The sequence below is a fragment of the Stenotrophomonas chelatiphaga genome (assembly GCF_001431535.1).
GTDB classification, from domain to species: Bacteria; Pseudomonadota; Gammaproteobacteria; order Xanthomonadales; family Xanthomonadaceae; genus Stenotrophomonas; species Stenotrophomonas chelatiphaga.
In genome coordinates this window covers 20,112-37,619 of the sequence record NZ_LDJK01000026.1, presented here as the reverse complement: position 1 = coordinate 37,619, position 17,508 = coordinate 20,112, and the positions used below count along the sequence as shown (strand labels likewise).

The window sequence follows — 17,508 nt, the reverse complement described above, 5'->3', positions numbered from 1 at the left end:
GCGGCTCTTGCCGTCCCCCGACCAGCCCCACCGCCCGGCGCAAGCCACGCAGCAACCGGCACTCAGCCACCCGCGAGGGGGCTCAGCCCGTTCGACCATCCTCTTTCCGCACCCGGAACCACGCCGCATACAGCGCCGGCAGGAACACCAGCGTCAGCACCGTACCCACGATCAACCCGCCCATGATCGAAATCGCCATCGACCCATAGAACGCACTGCGCGACAACGGGATCATCGCCAGTACCGCCGCCAGCGCGGTCAGCACGATCGGACGGAAGCGGCGCACCGTGGCATCCAGGATCGCGTCCCAGCGGTCATGCCCGGCATCGATGTCCTGCTGGATCTGGTCGATCAGGATCACCGAATTGCGCATGATCATGCCGGCCAGCGCGATCGTGCCCAGCAGCGCGACGAACCCGAACGGCGAACGGAACAGCAGCAGGAACAAGGTCGCGCCGATGATCCCCAGCGGTGCGGTGACCAGCACCATCGCCGTGCGCGAGAAGCTGCGCAGCTGCAGCATCAGCAGGGTCGCCACCACCACCAGGAACAGCGGCATGCCGGCCTTGATCGAATCCTGGCCGCGGGCGGAATCCTCCACCGTGCCGCCGGTTTCCAGCAGGTAGCCGCTGGGCAGCTGCGCACGGATACCCTCGAGCGTCGGCAGCAACTGCTGCACCACGTCCAGTGGCTGCATGCCATCGCCGATATCGGCGCGCACGGTCACCGTCGGCAGCCGGTCGCGGTGCCAGATGATGCCATCTTCGAAACCATGCTCCAGCGTGGCCACCTGGGACATGCTGATGCTGCCACCGGAAGGGGTGGGCATCTGCAGGCTGCCGAGCAGCTCCAGGCTCAGCCGCTCGTCGCCCGCACCACGCACCAGCATCTCGATCTGCCGGTTGCCTTCGCGATACACGCTCACCGCTTCGCCGGCCAGCGAACTGGCCAGGAACTGGCTGACCTGTGCACTGCTCACGCCGAGCGCGCGCGCACGATCCTGGTCGATCACCAGCCGCACCACCTTGCTCGGTTCGCTCCAGTCCAGGTTGACGTTGATGGTGTGCGGATTGGCGCGCACCTTCTCTTCCACCTGCCGGGCCAGTGCCTGCACCTGCGCGATGTGCTCGCCGGAGATGCGGAACTGCACCGGATAGCCCACCGGTGGTCCGTTCTCCAGCCGGGTGACGCGCATCTGCACGTCCGGGAAGGTGGGCAGCACCTCGCGTTGCAACCAGTCGCGCACGCTTTCACGGGCATGGGTGTCGTTGGCCAGCACCACGAACTGGGCGAAGTTGGTCGCCGGCAGCTGCTGGTCCAGCGGCAGGTAGAAGCGCGGTGACCCGGTGCCCACGTAGGCCACGTAGTTGCGGATGCCTTCGCGGCCGTCCAGCAGCTTCTCCAGCTTGGCCACCTGGCCACGGGTCGCGTTCAACGACGCGCCCTCGGCCAGTTCGATGTCCACCATCAGCTCCGGCCGCGTGGAGTCCGGGAAGAACTGCTGCGGCACGAAACGGAACAGCAGCAGCGAGCCGATGAACAACAGGACGGTCGCGGCGATCACCCACCAGCGATGGCGCAGGCAGCCTTCGAGGAAGCGCCGGAAACGCACGTAGAACGGACGCTGGTACGGGTCGTGGTCGTGCCCGTGCGCCGGCGGCGCGAGCAGGTTGGCCAGTGCCGGGAAGCGGTCCGCCCACGCCTGCCGCCGCGCATGCCAGCGGCCCAGCAGGCTGCCCGGCTTCGGCGGCTGGCGGTTGTACAGGTCCGGCAACATCTTGTCGCCGAGGTAGGGAATGAACAGCACCGCTGCGATCCAGGACACCACCAGCGCGATGGTCACCACCTGGAACAACGACCGCGTGTACTCACCGGTGCTGGAGGCGGCAGTGGCGATCGGCAGGAAGCCGGCCGCGGTGATCAGGGTGCCGGTCAGCATCGGGAATGCGGTGGATTCCCAGGCGAAGCTGGCCGCGCGCAGGCGGTCGTAGCCCTGCTCCATCTTGGTGGCCATCATCTCCACCGCGATGATCGCATCGTCCACCAGCAGGCCCAGCGCCAGCACCAGCGCACCGAGCGAAATCTTGTGCAGGCCGATGCCGAAGTAATGCATGACGAAGAAGGTCATCGCCAGCACCAGCGGAATGGTCACCCCGACCACCAGCCCGGTGCGCAGGCCCAGCGAGAAGAAGCTCACCAGCAGCACGATCACCACCGCTTCGGCCAGTACCTGGACGAACTCGCCGACGGATTCTTCCACTGCCTGCGGCTGGTCGGACACCTTGCGCAGCTGCATGCCGGCCGGCAGCGTCTTCTGCAGGCGTTCGAACTCCGCATCCAGGTGCGTGCCCAGTGCCAGGATGTCACCGCCGTCCTTCATCGCCACCGCCAGGCCGATCGCATCCTCGCCCATGAAGCGCATCTTCGGCGAAGCCGGATCGGCGAAACCACGGTGGACCTCGGCGATGTCGCCCAGGTGCACGGTGCGCTCGCCGACGCGTATCGGGAAGGCGCGGATGTCGTCGATGCTGTTGAACTGGCCACTGACCCGCAGCTGCACGCGGTCACTGCCGGTTTCCAGGAAACTGGTATTGGCCACCGCGTTCTGCTCGGCCACCGCCTGCTGGACCTGCTGCCGTGAAATGCGCAGCGAGGTCAGCTTGGTGTTGGACAATTCGATGAAGACCTTTTCATCCTGCAGGCCGACCAGCTCGACCTTGCCCACGTCCTGCACCCGCTGCAGCTCCAGCTGGATGCGGTCGGCATAATCGCGCATCAGTGCGTAGTCGAAACCTTTGCCGGTCAGCGCGTAGATGTTGCCGAAGGTATCGCCGAATTCATCGTTGAAGAACGGCCCGACGATCTCGCGCGGCAGCGTGGCCTGGATGTCGCCGACCCGCTTGCGCACCTGGTACCAGAGGTCCGGGATCTGCCGGGAACGCAGGTCGTCGCGCGCCACGAAGATGACCTGCGATTCGCCCGGCCGCGAATAGGAGCGGATGAACTCGAACTCGCCGGTGTTCATCAGCGCCTTCTCGATCGGCTCGCTGACCTGTCGCGACACCTGTTCGGCGGTGGCCCCCGGCCACATCGTGCGCACCACCATGATCTTGAAAGTGAAAGGAGGATCCTCGGACTGCCCCAGGTGCTTGTAGGACCACGCCCCGATCAGCGCGAAGGCGAGCATGGCGAACAACACCAGGGGTCGATTGGCCAGCGCCCACTCGGAAAGATTGAAGCGACGCACCGGCTTACTCCCCCGCCTTGGTGGCGGCGGCCGCCGCCGGCTTCAGCACCGGGCGGTTCTGCCGGTCCACCGCGGTCACCAACTGGCCTGCGCGCAGCAGGTGGCCACCGGCAGCGACCACCCAGTCACTCGCCGTGACGCCACTCATTACCGGCACGGTGTCGCTGCCATAGGCGCCCGCGGTCACCGGCACCGCCTTCAGCCGCGCGGTGGTCGGGTCCACCACCCACACGCTGGCGCGGTCGTCGGCACCGCGCTGCAGGGCGGACAGGGGCAGCTGCAGCGCCGTTTTTCCGTTGCCGCCCGCCAGACCATGCACGCGCGCACTCTGCCCCAGGCTGACATCGGCCAGCGCATCGGCGGCCAGGCTGACCCGCGCAGCGAAGGTCCGCGACTGCGGATCGGCAGCGGCGGCGACCTCACGGATCGTCCCCGGCAGCATCGGCCCACCGCGACTCCACGGTTCGACCTGCACCGCCGTACCGACCGGGAAATCGCGCAGCATCGCTTCGGGCAGATCGATCCGCACCTCGCGGCCGTCGTCGGCGGCCAGCGTGAACAACGTCTGCCCGGCGGCCACCACCTGGCCGGCTTCGGCATCGGGCTCGCGGCTGGCAATCACCCCGTCGGCCGGCGCGCGCAACTGCGCATAGCCGGCCTGGTTGCCCAGTACGTCGGCGTTGGCGCGCGCAGCGTCCACCTGGCCCTGCGCCGCCTTGAACGCGGCGGCCTGCTGGTCCAATGCCGAGCGGCTGATCAACTGCTGCGCGGCCAGCGTTTCATAGCGTTTGTGGTCGTCACGGGCGCGGACCAGTTCGGCCTGCGCGGCCGCCAGCTGTGCCTGCGATGCCCGTGCCTGCAGGGCGAAGTCGGCCGGATCCAGCTCGGCCAGCAGTTGTCCCTTGACCACCCGCTGGCCCGCATCCACGTCCCGCCGCAGCAGCTTGCCGGCAACCCGGAAGGACAGCGCGCTCTCCTGCCGCGCCCGGACTTCGCCGGGGAACACCATGGCGCCGTCACCGGCCGCGACCAGCGGGTGCACCACCAGCACCGGCACCGCGGCGACCGGCGCTTCCGGCTTGTCCGAACAGGCAGCCAGCGCGGCCACTCCCAGTGCAATTCCCATCCAGCGCGCGATCTTCATCGGTGTTCGTCCTGATTACACATTCGAGTGGTGGCAGCTGCGCGGGAGCGCGATGCCGGGCGGTTTAGTGAACCCGGCGGTATAGTATAAATATCGAACCGCTTGGTCTACTATTACGCCGATGATGTGTCCCTTCTCCCGCAAGAATGCGCCCAAACCTGCCAGCAAGGCCGCAGGTCCGGGCCGCCCCAAGGACCTCGGCAAGCGTGCCGCCATCCTGGAAGCGGCCAAGGCGCTGTTCGTGGAGCAGGGATACACCGGCGTCAGCATGGATGCCATCGCCGCCCAGGCGGGGGTGTCCAAGCTCACCGTTTACAGCCATTTCGGCGACAAGGAATCGCTGTTCACCGAAGCGGTCAAGTCCAAGTGCGTGGAAATGCTGCCGGACACCCTGTTCGTGGCCGATGCCGAAGGCCCCCTGCGCGACCAGTTGCTGGGCATCGGCGAGGCCTTTTTCGAGCTGGTCACCTCGGATGCGGCCGTATCGGTGCAGCGCGTGATGATGGCCCCGGAAACCGATGACCGCCTGCGCGAGATGTTCTGGCAGGCCGGTCCCAAGCGCACCACCGAGGCGCTGGCCGAATTCCTGCGCGCCCGTGCAGCGCGCGGCGAACTGGACATCCAGGACTTCCCCACCGCGGCACTGCAGCTGATGACCCTGGTCAAGGGCGAACTGCATACGCATATGATGTGTGGGCTGCAGCCGCCGTTGGCGGCCGGGGATGCCGGCCGGCACGTGGCCGCGAGCGTGGATTTCTTCCTGCGCGCCTACGTCCCCCGCCCGGCCCAGGCGGGCCCGCGCGGTGGCTGATCCCCACAACCTGAACAAGCCGGAGGTCGCGATGACTTCCGGCACTGCGACCTACGCCGCCCTGAATACATGCTCCGGGTGCGCCGACGGCCTCCGGCACCGGTAAAATGGCCGGCCCACTGCGCTGGATTGGAACCTCATGACGATTGACTACGCACACGCCCGTAAACTGATGGTGGAACAGCAGATCCGTCCCTGGGACGTGCTGGACATCAAGGTGCTCGACGTCCTGGCGCGCCTTCCGCGCGAAGCCTTCGTGGCCGAGGCGCACCGCGCGCTGGCCTATGCGGACATCGAGCTGCCGCTCAGCGGCGGGCAGAAGATGATGAAGCCGGTCGTCGAAGGCCGCACCCTGCAGGCGCTGGACCTGCAGCCGGGTGACGAAGTGCTGGAAATCGGCACCGGCAGCGGTTACCTGTCGGCCTGCCTCGGCGCGCTGGCGCGCGAAGTGCTCAGCCTGGAAATCGATCCGGAGCTGGCCGCCACCGCGCGTGCACGCCTGGACAGCACCGGCCTGGGCACCAACGTGCGCGTGGACGTGGCCGATGCCCTGGCCTGGCAGACCGACCGCCGTTTTGATGTGATCTGTGTCACTGGCGCCGTCGACCGCGTGCCGTCACAGTTCGCCTCGTGGCTGCGTCCGGGTGGTCGCCTGTACATCATCCACGGCCGTTCGCCGGTGATGGAAGCGATCCTGGTCAAGGCCGATGGCAGCACCGAATCGCTGTTCGAAACCGATATCGATTACCTGCGCGGTGCCGCGCCGGCCCCCCAGTTCCACCTCTGAGTCCAAGGAAGCCGCAATGATCCGCCGAACCCTCGCTATTGCGCTGGCCACCGTCCTGCTGCCGCTGTCCGCCCATGCCGCCGACCTGCTGCAGGTCTATGAAATGGCCCGCAATGGCGACCCGCAGCTGTCCGCTGCCGAATCCACCCGGCTGTTCGACAAGGAAGGCGCCGTGCAGGCACGCGCCGCCCTGCTGCCGCAGATCAACGGCGTCGCCTCGTTGAACCGCTCGCGCACCGAAGACCGCGGCAACAACACCGGTACCTTCGAAAGCCGCCGCCGCACCTACACCATCGATGGCAGCCAGACGCTGTTCAACTGGAGCCAGTTCAGCACCCTGCGCGCCCAGCGCGAACTGAGCAGGGCAGCGGACTTCACCCTCGATTCGGCCAACGACGACCTGATCGTGCGCACCTCGGCCGCCTACTTCAACGTGCTGGTGGCGATCGAATCGCTGAACGCCGCCAAGACCAACGAAGAAGCCGCCAAGAAGCAGTTCGACTTCGCCGACAAGCGCCTGGAAGTGGGCCTGGCGCCGATCACCGACGTGCATGAAGCCCGCGCCCAGTACGACCAGGCACGCGCCAACACCATCGTCTCGCAGAACACCCTGGCCGACGCCTACCAGGCGCTGACCGAACTGACCGGCCAGCCGGTGACCAACCTGCGCGGCCTGCCGGAAGACTTCCGCCCGGAAGTGCCGGCCAACCGCGGCAACGTCGACCAGCTGGTGCAGAGCGCGGTTGCGCAGAACCCGGCGCTGAAGGCGCAGGAACTGCAGGTCAGCGCATCCGAAGCCAGCGTGCAGTCGGCACGTGCCGGCCACCTGCCCACGCTCGCCCTCGGCGCCAGCGTCGGCCAGGGCGCAACCTGGGGCGACAGCACCGGTGCCGGTGGCCTGAGCCCGGATACCCGCACCAACAGCGTCGGGCTGACCTTGAACGTGCCGATCTTCTCCGGCGGCGCCACCCAGTCCGCGGTGCGCCAGGCGCTGGCCCAGCGTGACATCGCGCAGGACGGCTACGAGCAGCAGAAGCGTGCACTGGACCGCAACACCCGCAACGCCTACCAGACCCTGGTGGCGGGTATCAGCGAGGTGGAAGCGCGTCGCCTGGCGGTGGTCTCCGCGCAGAGCGCCTACGACGCCTCGCAGGTCGGCCTGGAAGTGGGTACGCGCACCGTGCTGGACGTGATCCAGAACCAGCGGATCCTGTTCTCGGCACAGCTGGATTACGCCAACGCGCGTTACACCTTCCTGCAGAACCGACTGCTGCTGAGCCAGGCCGTGGGCGCGCTGGACATCGCCGAGCTGCAGGAGATCAACCGCCTGCTGACCGTCGACGCCGGCAACCCGAGCACCACGGTCAACAACTGACCGCAGCCCGGTGTGACGACGAAAAGCCACCCGCATGCGGGTGGCTTTTTTTTTGGTAGTGACGGCCGCTGGCCGCCGATCGGTTGGGCCGCTGGCCGTCAACGGGACGCACTCACCACCCCATGTTCACCGCCACCTGCGGCACGAATACCGCGCTGCTGTTGCGGCCGGCCAGCGACACCTGCGCGCCTGCGACGAGCGCGACATGGTCGTTCCAGTGGTACTGGATCGCCGGGACGATCGAGAACCGCCAACTGGCCGGATCGCGTCGGTACATATCCTGGCTGCCCGTCGCCGTCACCACCCTGCCGTGCACGCTGCCAGCGCCTTCGCGCTCGTGCAGCAGCTCGCCGGCCAGCACCCAGGTGGGCGACAGGCTGTACTCGGCCGCCAGCAGGCTGGTCACGGCCGCACCCAGCCGCACCCTGCCATCGAAGCCCACCGGCGTGCCGAACGCGCTTTGCCCGCGCACGCCGGCATTGGCGCCGGGCGTGCGCCACAACGTACTGGCGCGCATCCGCAGGTGCCCGTCAAGGAAGTAGGCCTGGCCGTGCAGGCCGAGGCTGGTGGCGCCCACGCCGGTTCCGCTGGCGACCGAGATCGGCCTTTCTTCCAGCCGGTCGTGATGCCCGGTGGCGATGCTCTGGCGGACGGCGAGGGTCAGCGTCGGACGATGCACGCCTTCCCCTTTGTACAGCCCGAACAGCGCGGACAACGTGGTGTCGCCGATATCGAAGGCACGCCGGTTGCCGTCGTCCCGGTTGTAGGACGCGTTCAAGCTGGCGGCGATGGTCACGCGCTCATGCAGCCCGTACTGGATCGGCACGGCCAGGTACCAGCCGTCCGGTCCGCTGGCATCGCGACGGTCGCCATTTTCGTCATACAGGCCACGCAGCTGGCTGTTGATCAGATAGGGCTCGATGTTGAGCATGCCCACCGGCAGCGGTGGCGCGGGGCTGAGCAGCGGGCCGGCAAAGCGCGGCCCCTCGGCGGCGGCCACCTGGCTGGCCAGCGCGGCGGCCAGCATCACCACGCCCGCCGCAGTGGCACGGCGTGCAATGACGTGATTGGACATCATTCTTCTCTCCTCGATGCAGGCACGCGCCTGCCCTGACGACGCTAGGCCGACTCCCACTACACGGACATGCGGGAAGTTGAGGAGATGAAAATTTGAAAGCTATCGAAAGTTCTCAATAGGAACAGACAGCCTATTGAAAGCAGCGCGCGCTGCGCCGAAACACCGTGCGATCGATGTCGCTTTTACCTCGCCTGGAGGTGAGAGCAGCGCGTGCCGCCGAGGCAGAAGCGTGCCTCCGCGCACGAAACGAAGCGCACGCACCGCATCCTGCTTGACGCACCGGATCGCGGCCAACACCATGCGCCCACTTCATCGCCCCGGAGGCCCCTGCTTGGACAGTCACAGTAGATCCTGCTTTTACTGAGCGGACGCGACACTGCCAGTCAGGTCGCGTCCGCCAGGACGGGGCCCGGTGCCGCCCGCCGTGGGTGGCCTGAACTTCGAACATCGCACTGTTTACCTTCGGCCCAAGTGGGAGCCGCTGGCGTATCCGTCCATCGGAGAACGACCATGCGCTTCACCTTCCTTCGCCTTGCCCCGCTGTGGGCAACCCTCTCTACCAGCAGCCCGCTGCATGCCGCCGCCAGCCTGCTGGTGGACGACGCCGGTACCACCCCGCGGGGGACGTGCCAGCTTGAAAGCTGGACCCGCCGCGCTGCCAGCCACCTGGAGCTGACCGCCGTGCCGGCGTGCACACTGGCCGGCACCGAGCTGTCGCTGGGCCTGAGCCATCTGCGTGGCGAAGGCACCCTGCCCTGGGCGCTGGGGGCCAAACGCGCGCTGCGTCACTGGCACGGCGAACGCCTGCAACTGGCTGCATCCATCGAAACCGCTGGCGATCTCCGGCAAGCGGGTGCACGCAGCTGGGCGCTGAATCTTCCGCTGAGCGTTGCACTGGGCCGGCAGTCCCTGTCCGCCGCGCATTTCAATGCCGGCTGGAGCCGGTCACGCCACGAACGCGGCATCACCCTGGGGGCCGGGATCGATATCCGCATCGCCCCGACATGGTCGCTGCTGGCCGAACAGGCGCGCGACGCGGCCCGCCATCGCAGCAGCCAGCTGGGCATCCGTCGTCACCTGCCCGGCGAGGCATCGCTGGATCTGCTGGCCGGTCGCGCTGACGGCCGGAACGCGACGTCGTGGATCACCGTCGGCCTGAACCTGCCGCTGTCGCGCTGAGCGTCTTCCCGGCGCGCCGCCGCCGCATTGCCCTTTCTTCAACCTGACCAAAGGAATCATCACGATGAACCGTGAAGAGCTGATATTCGCCGTGCGCCGCTTTGTCCATGCACCCGACCGCGAAGGCTTCGCAGCGCTGGTCCGTGCATCGCATCCCTCCGACCTCGCCGAGGTCCTGCTGGGCACCTCCGCCGCGTCGTTGTCCTCGCTGTTGCTGCTGCTGGATCCGCAGCAGCGGGCCGACCTGTTTGCTCATCTTGCCTTCCCGCAGCAGGATGCACTGCTGGCGCTGCTGCCCCGGCAGACCGTCTACGACCTGTTCGAGCGGATGCCCGCGGATGACCGCGCGGATCTGTTCAATCGCCTCGACACGCGGTCACGGCCGGACCTGCTGGCCGGCCTGGATGGCGTGGAGCGCGAGGACATCGTCGCCCTCGCGGCCTACCCGGAAGCGTCGATCGGCTCGGTCACCACCTCCGACTTCGTCGCGCTCGACAGCGCCATGACCGTCGCGCAGGCGCTCGCGCACATCCGCACCCTCGCCCCCAGCAGCGAGACGATCTACGCCCTGTACGTCCTGGATGGCCAGCGCCGACTGCAGGGCACGGTCTCGCTGCGCGACCTGGTGGTCGCCCTGGCCGACACCACGGTGGCCAGCCTGGTGCGACCGGACCCGGTCTTCGTGCAGGCCGCGTGGCCGCGCCTGCGTGCCGCCGAGCTGATCCGCCGCTATGACCTGCTGGCCGTACCGGTGCTGGATGCCAATCAGGCGATGATCGGCATCGTCACCGTCGATGACGCGATGGACATCGACAAGCAGCAGGATGCCGACCAGCTGGCACGCTTCGGCGGTACCTCGGTGGCCGGCGGCAGCGACCTGGACATGATGACCACCCCGCTCCGGCGCATGTTCAATGTCCGCGTGTTCTGGCTGGCGGTGCTGACCTTGTTCGGCATCATCACCAGTACCTTCGTCGCCGCGCAGGAGGAACTGCTGAGCCAGGCGATCGTGCTGGCGGCCTTCATCGCACCGATCGTGGACATGGGCGGCAATACCGGCAGCCAGTCGGCCACGCTGGTCATCCGCAGCATGGCGCTGGGCGAGCTGGGGCTCAACTGGCGGCATGTCCTGTTCGTCATCAAGCGTGAGCTGCCGGTGGCGGCGATGCTGGGCATCGCCATCGCGTTGCTGGAAGCGGTGCTTGCCTGGTTCAGCAAAGGGGTGGGCATCGACGTGCTGCTGGTGGTCGGCCTGAGCATGCTGGTCTGCACCGCACTGGGCGGGGTCGTCGGTGCGCTGTTGCCGTTCCTTGCGCGTCGCATGGGCACCGATCCGGCGACCCTGTCTTCGCCGCTGATCACCTCGGTGATGGACCTCGTCGGCGTGTTCGTCTACTTCGGCTTCGCCTGGGCCCTGCTGGGCGACCAGCTAGTCGGCGCGAGCGCCTGAGCCGGATGCCCGCAGCATGCCGTGCGGCGCATCCCTCCGATGCGCCGCATTCCACCTGCTGCTTCAGAATCCGATGTTGATCGCGACCTGTGGCGCGACCAGCGCGGTCGTGTTGCGTCCCATCACGCCGACCTGCAGTCCCGCGATCAGCCCGACCCGGTCGCTGAAGTGGTACTGCACGGCCGGCAGCACGGACAGCCGCCACGACGACGCCGATTGCGGCGTTCGGCGTTGCCCTGGCCGTCGTGGCCGCGCAGCGTCGAAGCACCGGCCTGCTCGTAAAGCACTTCACCCACCAGCGTCCAGCGGGGGTCCACGCTGTACTCCGCCGATGCCGTGGCCCCCGCCCCGTGGCCGAGCCGGATGCGCCCGCCAAACCCGGCGTCGGTGCCGTACACGCTGCGCCCCTGCAGGCCTGCGCTTGCCCCGGGCAGGGTCCAGTCGACGCTGGCGCGCGTGCGCATCCGTCCCTCAAGCAGGTAGGCCTGGCCATGCAGCACCAGCGTGGTGGAGGCCGCGCCGGTACCACTGCCCGGCGCGTCGCGCTGTTCCAGTCGGTCGTGGCGGCCGGTGGGAAGTCGCTGCCGCGCGGTCAGCGCAAGGCGCGCCCGGTTCGGGCCGCCGGCATCGATCAACCCGAACGATGCCGCCACCGTGGTATCGCCGGTGGCAAACGCGCGGCTGCTGCCGGGCAGCCGGTTGTACTGCCCGCGCAGGGTGCCGCCGATGCTGAGCCGGTCGGTCACCCCGTACTGGATCGGGACGGAGGTGGTCAACTGTATCGGCGCCGGGCTGGGCCGGCGATGGCCATCGCCATCGAAACGCGACGCCGACCGGTTGAAGATCACGTAGGGTTCGATGTTGAAGGCGCCCTTCGCCAACGGTGGCGCCGGCGTCGCCAGGGGACCGATGAAATGCGGAGCGTCCTGCAGTCCTTCCGCGTGCGCGCAGGCGGCCATCGACAACAACGTGCCGATGACAAGGTGCACCCCACTGCGGTGACGTGGCAGGCAAAGACGAAACACCATGGCGTTCTCCACGAAAGGCAGGCAGATGCCTGTTCGTGGACGCTAGGACGCCGCCGCGGGGCGCCCTATCGGTAGAATCTGAAAAGAAGCCGGCGCGGCCGATACGTCGCCGCGACGACCGGGATCGCGTCAGCCGTCGGCGGACGCAGCACTGGAGAGCGGCGGCGGCAACTGCGGTTGCACCAGGGCAATCGTGCGCTTCAAGGCACCCCTGCCATTGCTGACCAGCGCGCAACCTGCGCGCGCCATGTCTTCACGCGCCTGCGCGTCGGACAGCAGGTGCTGCAGGTGCTCGCCGACCGACTGCACGTCCTGGCCGATCAGCAGCGCATCGGCCTCGAGCATGCGGCGCGAGATCTCGGCGAAGTTATGCAGGTGCGGACCGGTGACGGCCGCCGTTCCCATGGCTGCAGGTTCCAGCAGGTTGTGCCCGCCGATCGCCTGCAGGCTGCCCCCCACGAACGCCACCTGGGCGCACGCATAGAAGGACATCAGCTCGCCCAGCGTATCGATCACGAACACATCGCTGTCGGCCTGCGGCCACTGCTGCGCACGTCGGGTGGCCACCTGCCAGCCCTGCTCGCGGGCGAGCGCATCGACCCGGGCGAAGCGTTCCGGATGGCGCGGCGCCCACAGCAGCAACAGCTGCGGGTGCTGCACGCGCAGGCGCCGGTGCAGGTCGATGATCGCCTGCTCTTCGCCTTCGTGCGTGCTGGCGGCGATCCACACCGGTCGCTTTGCCGGCACGCTGCGATGGAACTGCTCGACGAAGGCCTGCACGTTGGGCGCGGCGATGTCGAACTTCAGGTTGCCCAGCGCCTGCACCTGCGCCGGATCGGCGCCAAGCTGGATGAAGCGCGCGGCGTCGTCTTCGGACTGCGCTGCCACGCAGGTGACGGTGCGCAGTGCGCGCCGGATCAACGCCGCAAGCAGGCGATAGCCACGCAGCGAACGCGCCGACAACCGCGCATTGAGGATGTACACCGGGATCGAGCGGCTGCGGCAACCGAACAGCATGTTCGGCCACAGCTCGGTCTCCAGGATCAAGGCCAGGCTGGGTTGGAAATGGTTGAGAAAGCGCCCCACGCTGCCCGGCACGTCATACGGCAGGTAGACGTGGTCCACCGCATCGCCCCAGATCGCGCGCACCCGCTCCGAGCCGGTCGGGGTGATCGTGGTGACCACCCAGCGGATGTCCGGCCGCAGCGCGCGCAGTGCATTGACCAGCGGCGCGGCGGCGTTCACCTCGCCGACCGATACCGCATGCAGCCAGACACGTGGCTGGCAGCTCGAATCCGGGTAGGAGGCGTAGCGCTCGTCCCAGCGCTGGAAGTATTCGCGCACCCGGAAACCGCGCCAGACCAGGTGGTACACCGTGATGGGCAGCAGCAGGTAGAGCACGGCCGAATACAGGCCGCGCAGGATCCATTCGACGGGGTCTTTGCGCATGCGGGAAGGATACGGGAGGGCCCGGTGAAAGACACGCGGCCCGCCCGCGGGGCCTTGGTAGAATGGCGGCATGTCCGATGCCACCACCGCCCCCCGTCCTTCGCTGCGCGATCCGCGCAACTGGCCCATGTTCGCCGTGATGTTCGGCGCCTTCGCCATCGCCCGGCTGCCGTGGATGCTGCAGCGTGCGCTGGGGCGCGGCGTCGGCTGGGTCAGCTGGCGGCTGGCAGGCAGCCGGCGCAAGGCAGCGGAGGTCAACCTCAAGCTGTGCTTCCCGGAGAAGGACGATGCGTGGCGGCAACGCCTGCTGCGCGACAGCTTCGATGCACTCGGCGTAGGCATTTTCGAGTTCGCCCGCGCCTGGTGGGGCAGCATCGCCACGATCCGCCCGCGCGTGCACGTGGAAGGCGTGGAGCACCTGCAGAAGCTGAAGGCCGAAGGACGTGGCGTGCTGCTGGTTTCAGGCCATTTCATGACCCTGGAGATGTGCGGGCGCCTGCTGTGCGACCACGTCGAGCTGGCCGGCATGTACCGCAAGCACCGCAATCCGGTCTACGAATGGGCGGTGAAGTTCGGCCGGCTTCGTTACGCCACGGCGATGTTCGCCAACGAAGACATCCGCGCCAGCGTGCGGCACCTGAAGAAAGGCGGTTTCCTGTGGTACGCGCCGGACCAGGACATGCGCGGCAAGGACACCGTGTTCGTGCCCTTCTTCGGGCACACCGCCGCCACCATCACCGCCACCCACCAGCTGGCCCGCATGACCGGCTGCGCGGTGGTGCCGTACTTCCATCGCCGCGAAGGCGGCGACTATTACCTGAAAGTGGGCGCACCGCTGGACAACTTCCCGACCCAGGACGTGGAAGCCGATACCGCGCGGGTCAACCAGGCCATCGAACAGATGGTGCGCGAGGCCCCGGACCAGTACCTCTGGATCCACCGCCGCTTCAAGCGCCAACCCGGTGGCCGCAGTTCCTATTACGAGTAGAAAACCATCCGCATGCCGCTTCGGGTAGCGCCGACCCATGGTCGGCGGATGCCGGTAAAACGGGAACCGAAGGTTTCCGCCGACCATGGGTCGGCGCTACCGTTTCATCTTTCTGGCGGGCGGCCACCGGAATCTCCCGGGGCGAGGGGCTGTGGGGCGCCGCCAAGAGCGCCGGCAGCGAAGCGCTTTCAGTCGTTGGAACCCGGCTCATCCCGTGCCAGCAGGCTGCCCGCGAACAACGCCGCCAACAGCACCGTGACCCCACCCCAGAACGTGGAGTGGAACGCCAGGTGGGTATTCAATGGAAACACCGTGACCGCCAGCGCCAGCATCGCCGGACGCGCGCGATCGCGCGCCGCCGGCGGCGCGAAACGCCACGCCCGCCACGCCTGCGCCGCTGCCGCCAACCACAGCAGCAGGCCGATCACCCCGGTTTCCGCCAGGATTTCCAGCACGATCTGGTGCGCATGCAGCGCCGGCCCCGCGCCCCAGACACCGGTGCTTCCGGCGGCCGGGTCACAGTCGGGGTAGGCGTCGCGGAAGCCGCGCGCGCCCACGCCGTTGATCGGATGGGCCTGGATCATGCAGCCCGCTGCGGACCAGATCCGGCCACGGCCGGACAGCGCCTGCTCCACGCCATCGTCGTTGCCTTCCCAGGCCTGCGCGGTGCGGACCACCCGGTCACGCAGCTGCGGCACGCTGTAGGCAAGGCCTGCGGCCACCACCAGCCCGAACACCGCCAGCAGCAGCAGCTGGCGCCCCCCGAACAGGCGCCATCCGCTGTAGGCCACCACCAGCGCGAAGGTGATCCAGGAGGCGCGTGAACCGGCCAGCAGCAGCACCACGCCGACCGCCATCGTGGCCACCATCCAGCCGGTCCGACCGAACCGCGTGGCGGCCGGCAGCAGCAGGAAGGCGGACAGGCTGGCCAGCACCTGGCCGAATTTGAGATTGCACGGACCCAGGGCGCCGCTGAGCCGGTCGGCCAGCGCGGCCTCTTCCGGGCTGCACAACGGGCGCTGGCTGGCGAGCTGCTTGAGCTGGTCCAGCGACCAGAACCATGGGCTGGTACCGGCGAGCGCCTGTACCAGTGCATCCACGGTCCACGCCGCAGTGATCAGCGCCAGCCCGCCCAGGGTCAGGGCGCGGCGCCGCGGCGTCGCCACCGCGATCGCGACCAGCCACATGAAAGGCAGATAGCGCAGCCCGGCAGCGGTCTTGGTCCAGGCCGCGGAAGGGTCGACCGCGTCCAGCGCGGACAGCGCCTGCGGCAGCCAGTACCCCAGGAACAGGATGCTGGTCAGCGCCCAGGCGGCCGGGCTGAGCAGGCGCGGCTGGCCCTGCAGGCGGCGGGTGACCATGCGCACCGCGGCATAGATCGCCCCCAGCGCCAGCACGCCTTCGGCGATGCCCGGCAGCGGCCACAATGCGACGAAGGCCAGCACCACCCACGGCGCCCAGCGACCCGCGCGATCATCGATCACGGCAGGAGTGGGGTCAGCCGGCAAGGTCGGCATACAGGCGGAGGGTGTCGCGTTGCATGGCCTGCAGGGTAAACGGGATACGCGCCGGCAGCGACGGGGCAGCGGCCAGCAGGGCCAGCGCGCGTTCACCCAGTGCCTGCATGTCGCCCAGCGCGACGGCGCCGGCGGGCTGCAGCTGGCGCAGCAGTTCGCCCACGCCGCCGTGGTCCCAGCCCAGCACCGGGCGGCCTACCGCAAGGGCCTCGACCACGGTGCGCCCAAACGCTTCGGGCTTGTCGGACAGTTGCAGGACCAGGTCGCTGGCCGCGTAGGCCTGGGCGATCTTCGAGGTCGGGGCGCTGATATGCAGGGCATCGCCGACTCCCAGGGCCTGCGCCTGCTGGCGCAGCTCCTGTACGTAGGCTTCGCGCCCGGGTTCGTCGGTGCCCAGCATCCACAGCTGCGCCATCACCCCGGCCGCATGCAGGCGGGCCAGCAGCTGCAGGGCGTGGGTGTGGCCCTTCAGCCGGGTACCGCGGCCAGGCAGCAACAGCAGCGGAGCGGTCACTGCGGCCAGCCAGGGATGGTCCTTCGCCAGCGCCAGCCGGGGGCGTCTGTCGTGGCTGCCGACACGGGGGAACTGCGCCGTGTCCACCCCGCGCGGGATCACCTGCAGGCGCTGCGCCGGCACCGCGGGATAGTGCTGCTGGACGAAGTCGCGGACCGTTTCCGACACGCAGATCACGCGCTCGCCGGTGGTCATGACCGCGCTGTAGCGACCCGGCGAATTCAGCCCATGCACGGTGGTCACCCAGTGCGGGCGCTGCGCGGCAGGCAGGGCGCGCACCGCATGCAGGCCCAGCCAGGCCGGCAGCCGCGAGCGCGCATGCACGATGTCCGCACCGACCTCGGCGAACAGGCGGCGCAGGGTGGGCATGTGGCGCAGGGTCAGCAGCGACTTGCGGCCGATATCCAGCGTGAGGTGTTCGGCACCGCTGGCCAGCAGCGGCTCGACCAGCCGCCCACCGGCAGACACCACCAGGGCACGGTGGCCGGCCTGGACCAGTGCCGCCGCGATTTCCAGCGTAGAGCGCTCGACACCGCCGGAGTGCAGCGCCGGCAGCAACTGCACCACGGTCAATCGGCGCATCAGGTCAGGCGCCCGATCAGTCGGCCAGCACGAAGACGGCGCCGCAATAGGCGCACTTGGCTTCGCCGTTGGGTTCGTCTTCGATCGGCAGGTAGACGCGCGGATGCGAGTTCCACAGCGCCATCTCCGGCGTCGGGCAGCTCAGCGGCAGGTCGCCGCGGTGCACGGTGTAACGCTTTTCGGCGTTGGCGGGAGCGGTGGCGGTATGGCTCATGGCGGGCGTCGTGAAAGGGATTGCGAGGGCTGCGATTCTAGCATCCGGCGCGGCGCAGGATCGGGCCCGGGACTTCGGGCAAGGGAATCGCCGCGGTCTGTTTGGATCGTTCCATATGGCGCGCCGCAGCAATCGAGCAAACCGG

Annotated in this window: 14 protein-coding genes; 6 read left to right on the top strand and 8 right to left on the bottom strand. The window is 68.4% G+C overall.

The window, feature by feature from the left end:
- Nucleotides 1–82: 82 nt before the first annotated feature.
- Both ABB28_RS07470 and ABB28_RS07465 read right to left on the bottom strand, forming a co-directional pair.
- On the bottom strand, nucleotides 83–3,247 hold the full coding sequence (locus ABB28_RS07470; RefSeq protein WP_057508033.1) for an efflux RND transporter permease subunit: 3,165 nt from the start codon (nucleotides 3,245–3,247) through the stop codon (nucleotides 83–85).
- A 4-nt stretch (nucleotides 3,248–3,251) separates the two neighbouring features.
- Nucleotides 3,252–4,391, bottom strand: a complete 1,140-nt coding sequence (locus ABB28_RS07465; RefSeq protein WP_057508032.1) for an efflux RND transporter periplasmic adaptor subunit — start codon at nucleotides 4,389–4,391, stop codon at nucleotides 3,252–3,254.
- Between the two features lie 121 nt (nucleotides 4,392–4,512).
- Here ABB28_RS07465 and ABB28_RS07460 point away from each other — a divergent pair, with 121 nt between their 5' ends.
- The 3 genes from ABB28_RS07460 (at nucleotide 4,513) to ABB28_RS07450 (ending at nucleotide 7,364) form a co-directional block, all read left to right on the top strand.
- Entirely contained in the window at nucleotides 4,513–5,202 is a 690-nt protein-coding gene (locus tag ABB28_RS07460; protein ID WP_057508031.1) for a TetR/AcrR family transcriptional regulator, read from the top strand.
- Between the two features lie 139 nt (nucleotides 5,203–5,341).
- Nucleotides 5,342–5,989: a protein-L-isoaspartate O-methyltransferase family protein gene (locus ABB28_RS07455; protein WP_057508030.1), complete on the top strand. Its 648-nt coding sequence runs from the start codon at nucleotides 5,342–5,344 to the stop codon at nucleotides 5,987–5,989.
- Nucleotides 5,990–6,005: 16 nt separating this feature from the next.
- Nucleotides 6,006–7,364 (top strand): TolC family outer membrane protein, encoded by a 1,359-nt coding sequence (locus ABB28_RS07450; RefSeq protein ID WP_057508029.1) that lies wholly within the window; start codon nucleotides 6,006–6,008, stop codon nucleotides 7,362–7,364.
- A 112-nt stretch (nucleotides 7,365–7,476) separates the two neighbouring features.
- Here the strand turns inward: ABB28_RS07450 and ABB28_RS07445 are convergent, their stop codons facing one another.
- Nucleotides 7,477–8,442 carry a hypothetical protein gene (locus ABB28_RS07445; RefSeq protein ID WP_057508028.1) on the bottom strand — a complete coding sequence of 322 codons (966 nt, stop codon included), beginning with the start codon at nucleotides 8,440–8,442 and terminating at the stop codon, nucleotides 7,477–7,479.
- A 510-nt stretch (nucleotides 8,443–8,952) separates the two neighbouring features.
- Between ABB28_RS07445 and ABB28_RS07440 the strand changes: the two genes are divergently transcribed.
- Both ABB28_RS07440 and mgtE read left to right on the top strand, forming a co-directional pair.
- Nucleotides 8,953–9,621 (top strand): hypothetical protein, encoded by a 669-nt coding sequence (locus ABB28_RS07440; RefSeq protein WP_057508027.1) that lies wholly within the window; start codon nucleotides 8,953–8,955, stop codon nucleotides 9,619–9,621.
- 64 nt (nucleotides 9,622–9,685) lie between these two features.
- A complete protein-coding gene (mgtE, locus tag ABB28_RS07435; RefSeq protein ID WP_057508026.1) occupies nucleotides 9,686–11,071 on the top strand; it encodes a magnesium transporter in 1,386 nt (461 codons plus the stop codon).
- 146 nt (nucleotides 11,072–11,217) lie between these two features.
- Here mgtE and ABB28_RS07430 read toward each other — a convergent pair whose 3' ends face one another.
- Nucleotides 11,218–12,099 (bottom strand): hypothetical protein, encoded by an 882-nt coding sequence (locus tag ABB28_RS07430; protein ID WP_152983418.1) that lies wholly within the window; start codon nucleotides 12,097–12,099, stop codon nucleotides 11,218–11,220.
- 129 nt (nucleotides 12,100–12,228) lie between these two features.
- Nucleotides 12,229–13,548, bottom strand: coding sequence for a lipid IV(A) 3-deoxy-D-manno-octulosonic acid transferase (waaA, locus tag ABB28_RS07425; RefSeq protein ID WP_057508024.1), 1,320 nt, complete (start codon nucleotides 13,546–13,548; stop codon nucleotides 12,229–12,231).
- 70 nt (nucleotides 13,549–13,618) lie between these two features.
- Between waaA and ABB28_RS07420 the strand changes: the two genes are divergently transcribed.
- Entirely contained in the window at nucleotides 13,619–14,536 is a 918-nt protein-coding gene (locus ABB28_RS07420; protein ID WP_057508023.1) for an LpxL/LpxP family Kdo(2)-lipid IV(A) lauroyl/palmitoleoyl acyltransferase, read from the top strand.
- Nucleotides 14,537–14,724: 188 nt separating this feature from the next.
- Here the strand turns inward: ABB28_RS07420 and ABB28_RS07415 are convergent, their stop codons facing one another.
- Genes ABB28_RS07415 through ABB28_RS07405 form a run of 3 tightly spaced genes read right to left on the bottom strand, consistent with a single transcriptional unit; the run spans nucleotide 14,725 to nucleotide 17,363 of the window.
- Entirely contained in the window at nucleotides 14,725–16,053 is a 1,329-nt protein-coding gene (locus ABB28_RS07415; protein WP_057508022.1) for an O-antigen ligase family protein, read from the bottom strand.
- Nucleotides 16,034–17,149 (bottom strand): glycosyltransferase, encoded by a 1,116-nt coding sequence (locus ABB28_RS07410; RefSeq protein ID WP_057508021.1) that lies wholly within the window; start codon nucleotides 17,147–17,149, stop codon nucleotides 16,034–16,036. The genes ABB28_RS07415 and ABB28_RS07410 overlap by 20 nt, the downstream gene beginning before the upstream one ends.
- 16 nt (nucleotides 17,150–17,165) lie before the next feature.
- Nucleotides 17,166–17,363, bottom strand: a complete 198-nt coding sequence (locus ABB28_RS07405; protein ID WP_042614687.1) for a zinc-finger domain-containing protein — start codon at nucleotides 17,361–17,363, stop codon at nucleotides 17,166–17,168.
- Between the last annotated feature and the right edge of the window lie 145 nt (nucleotides 17,364–17,508).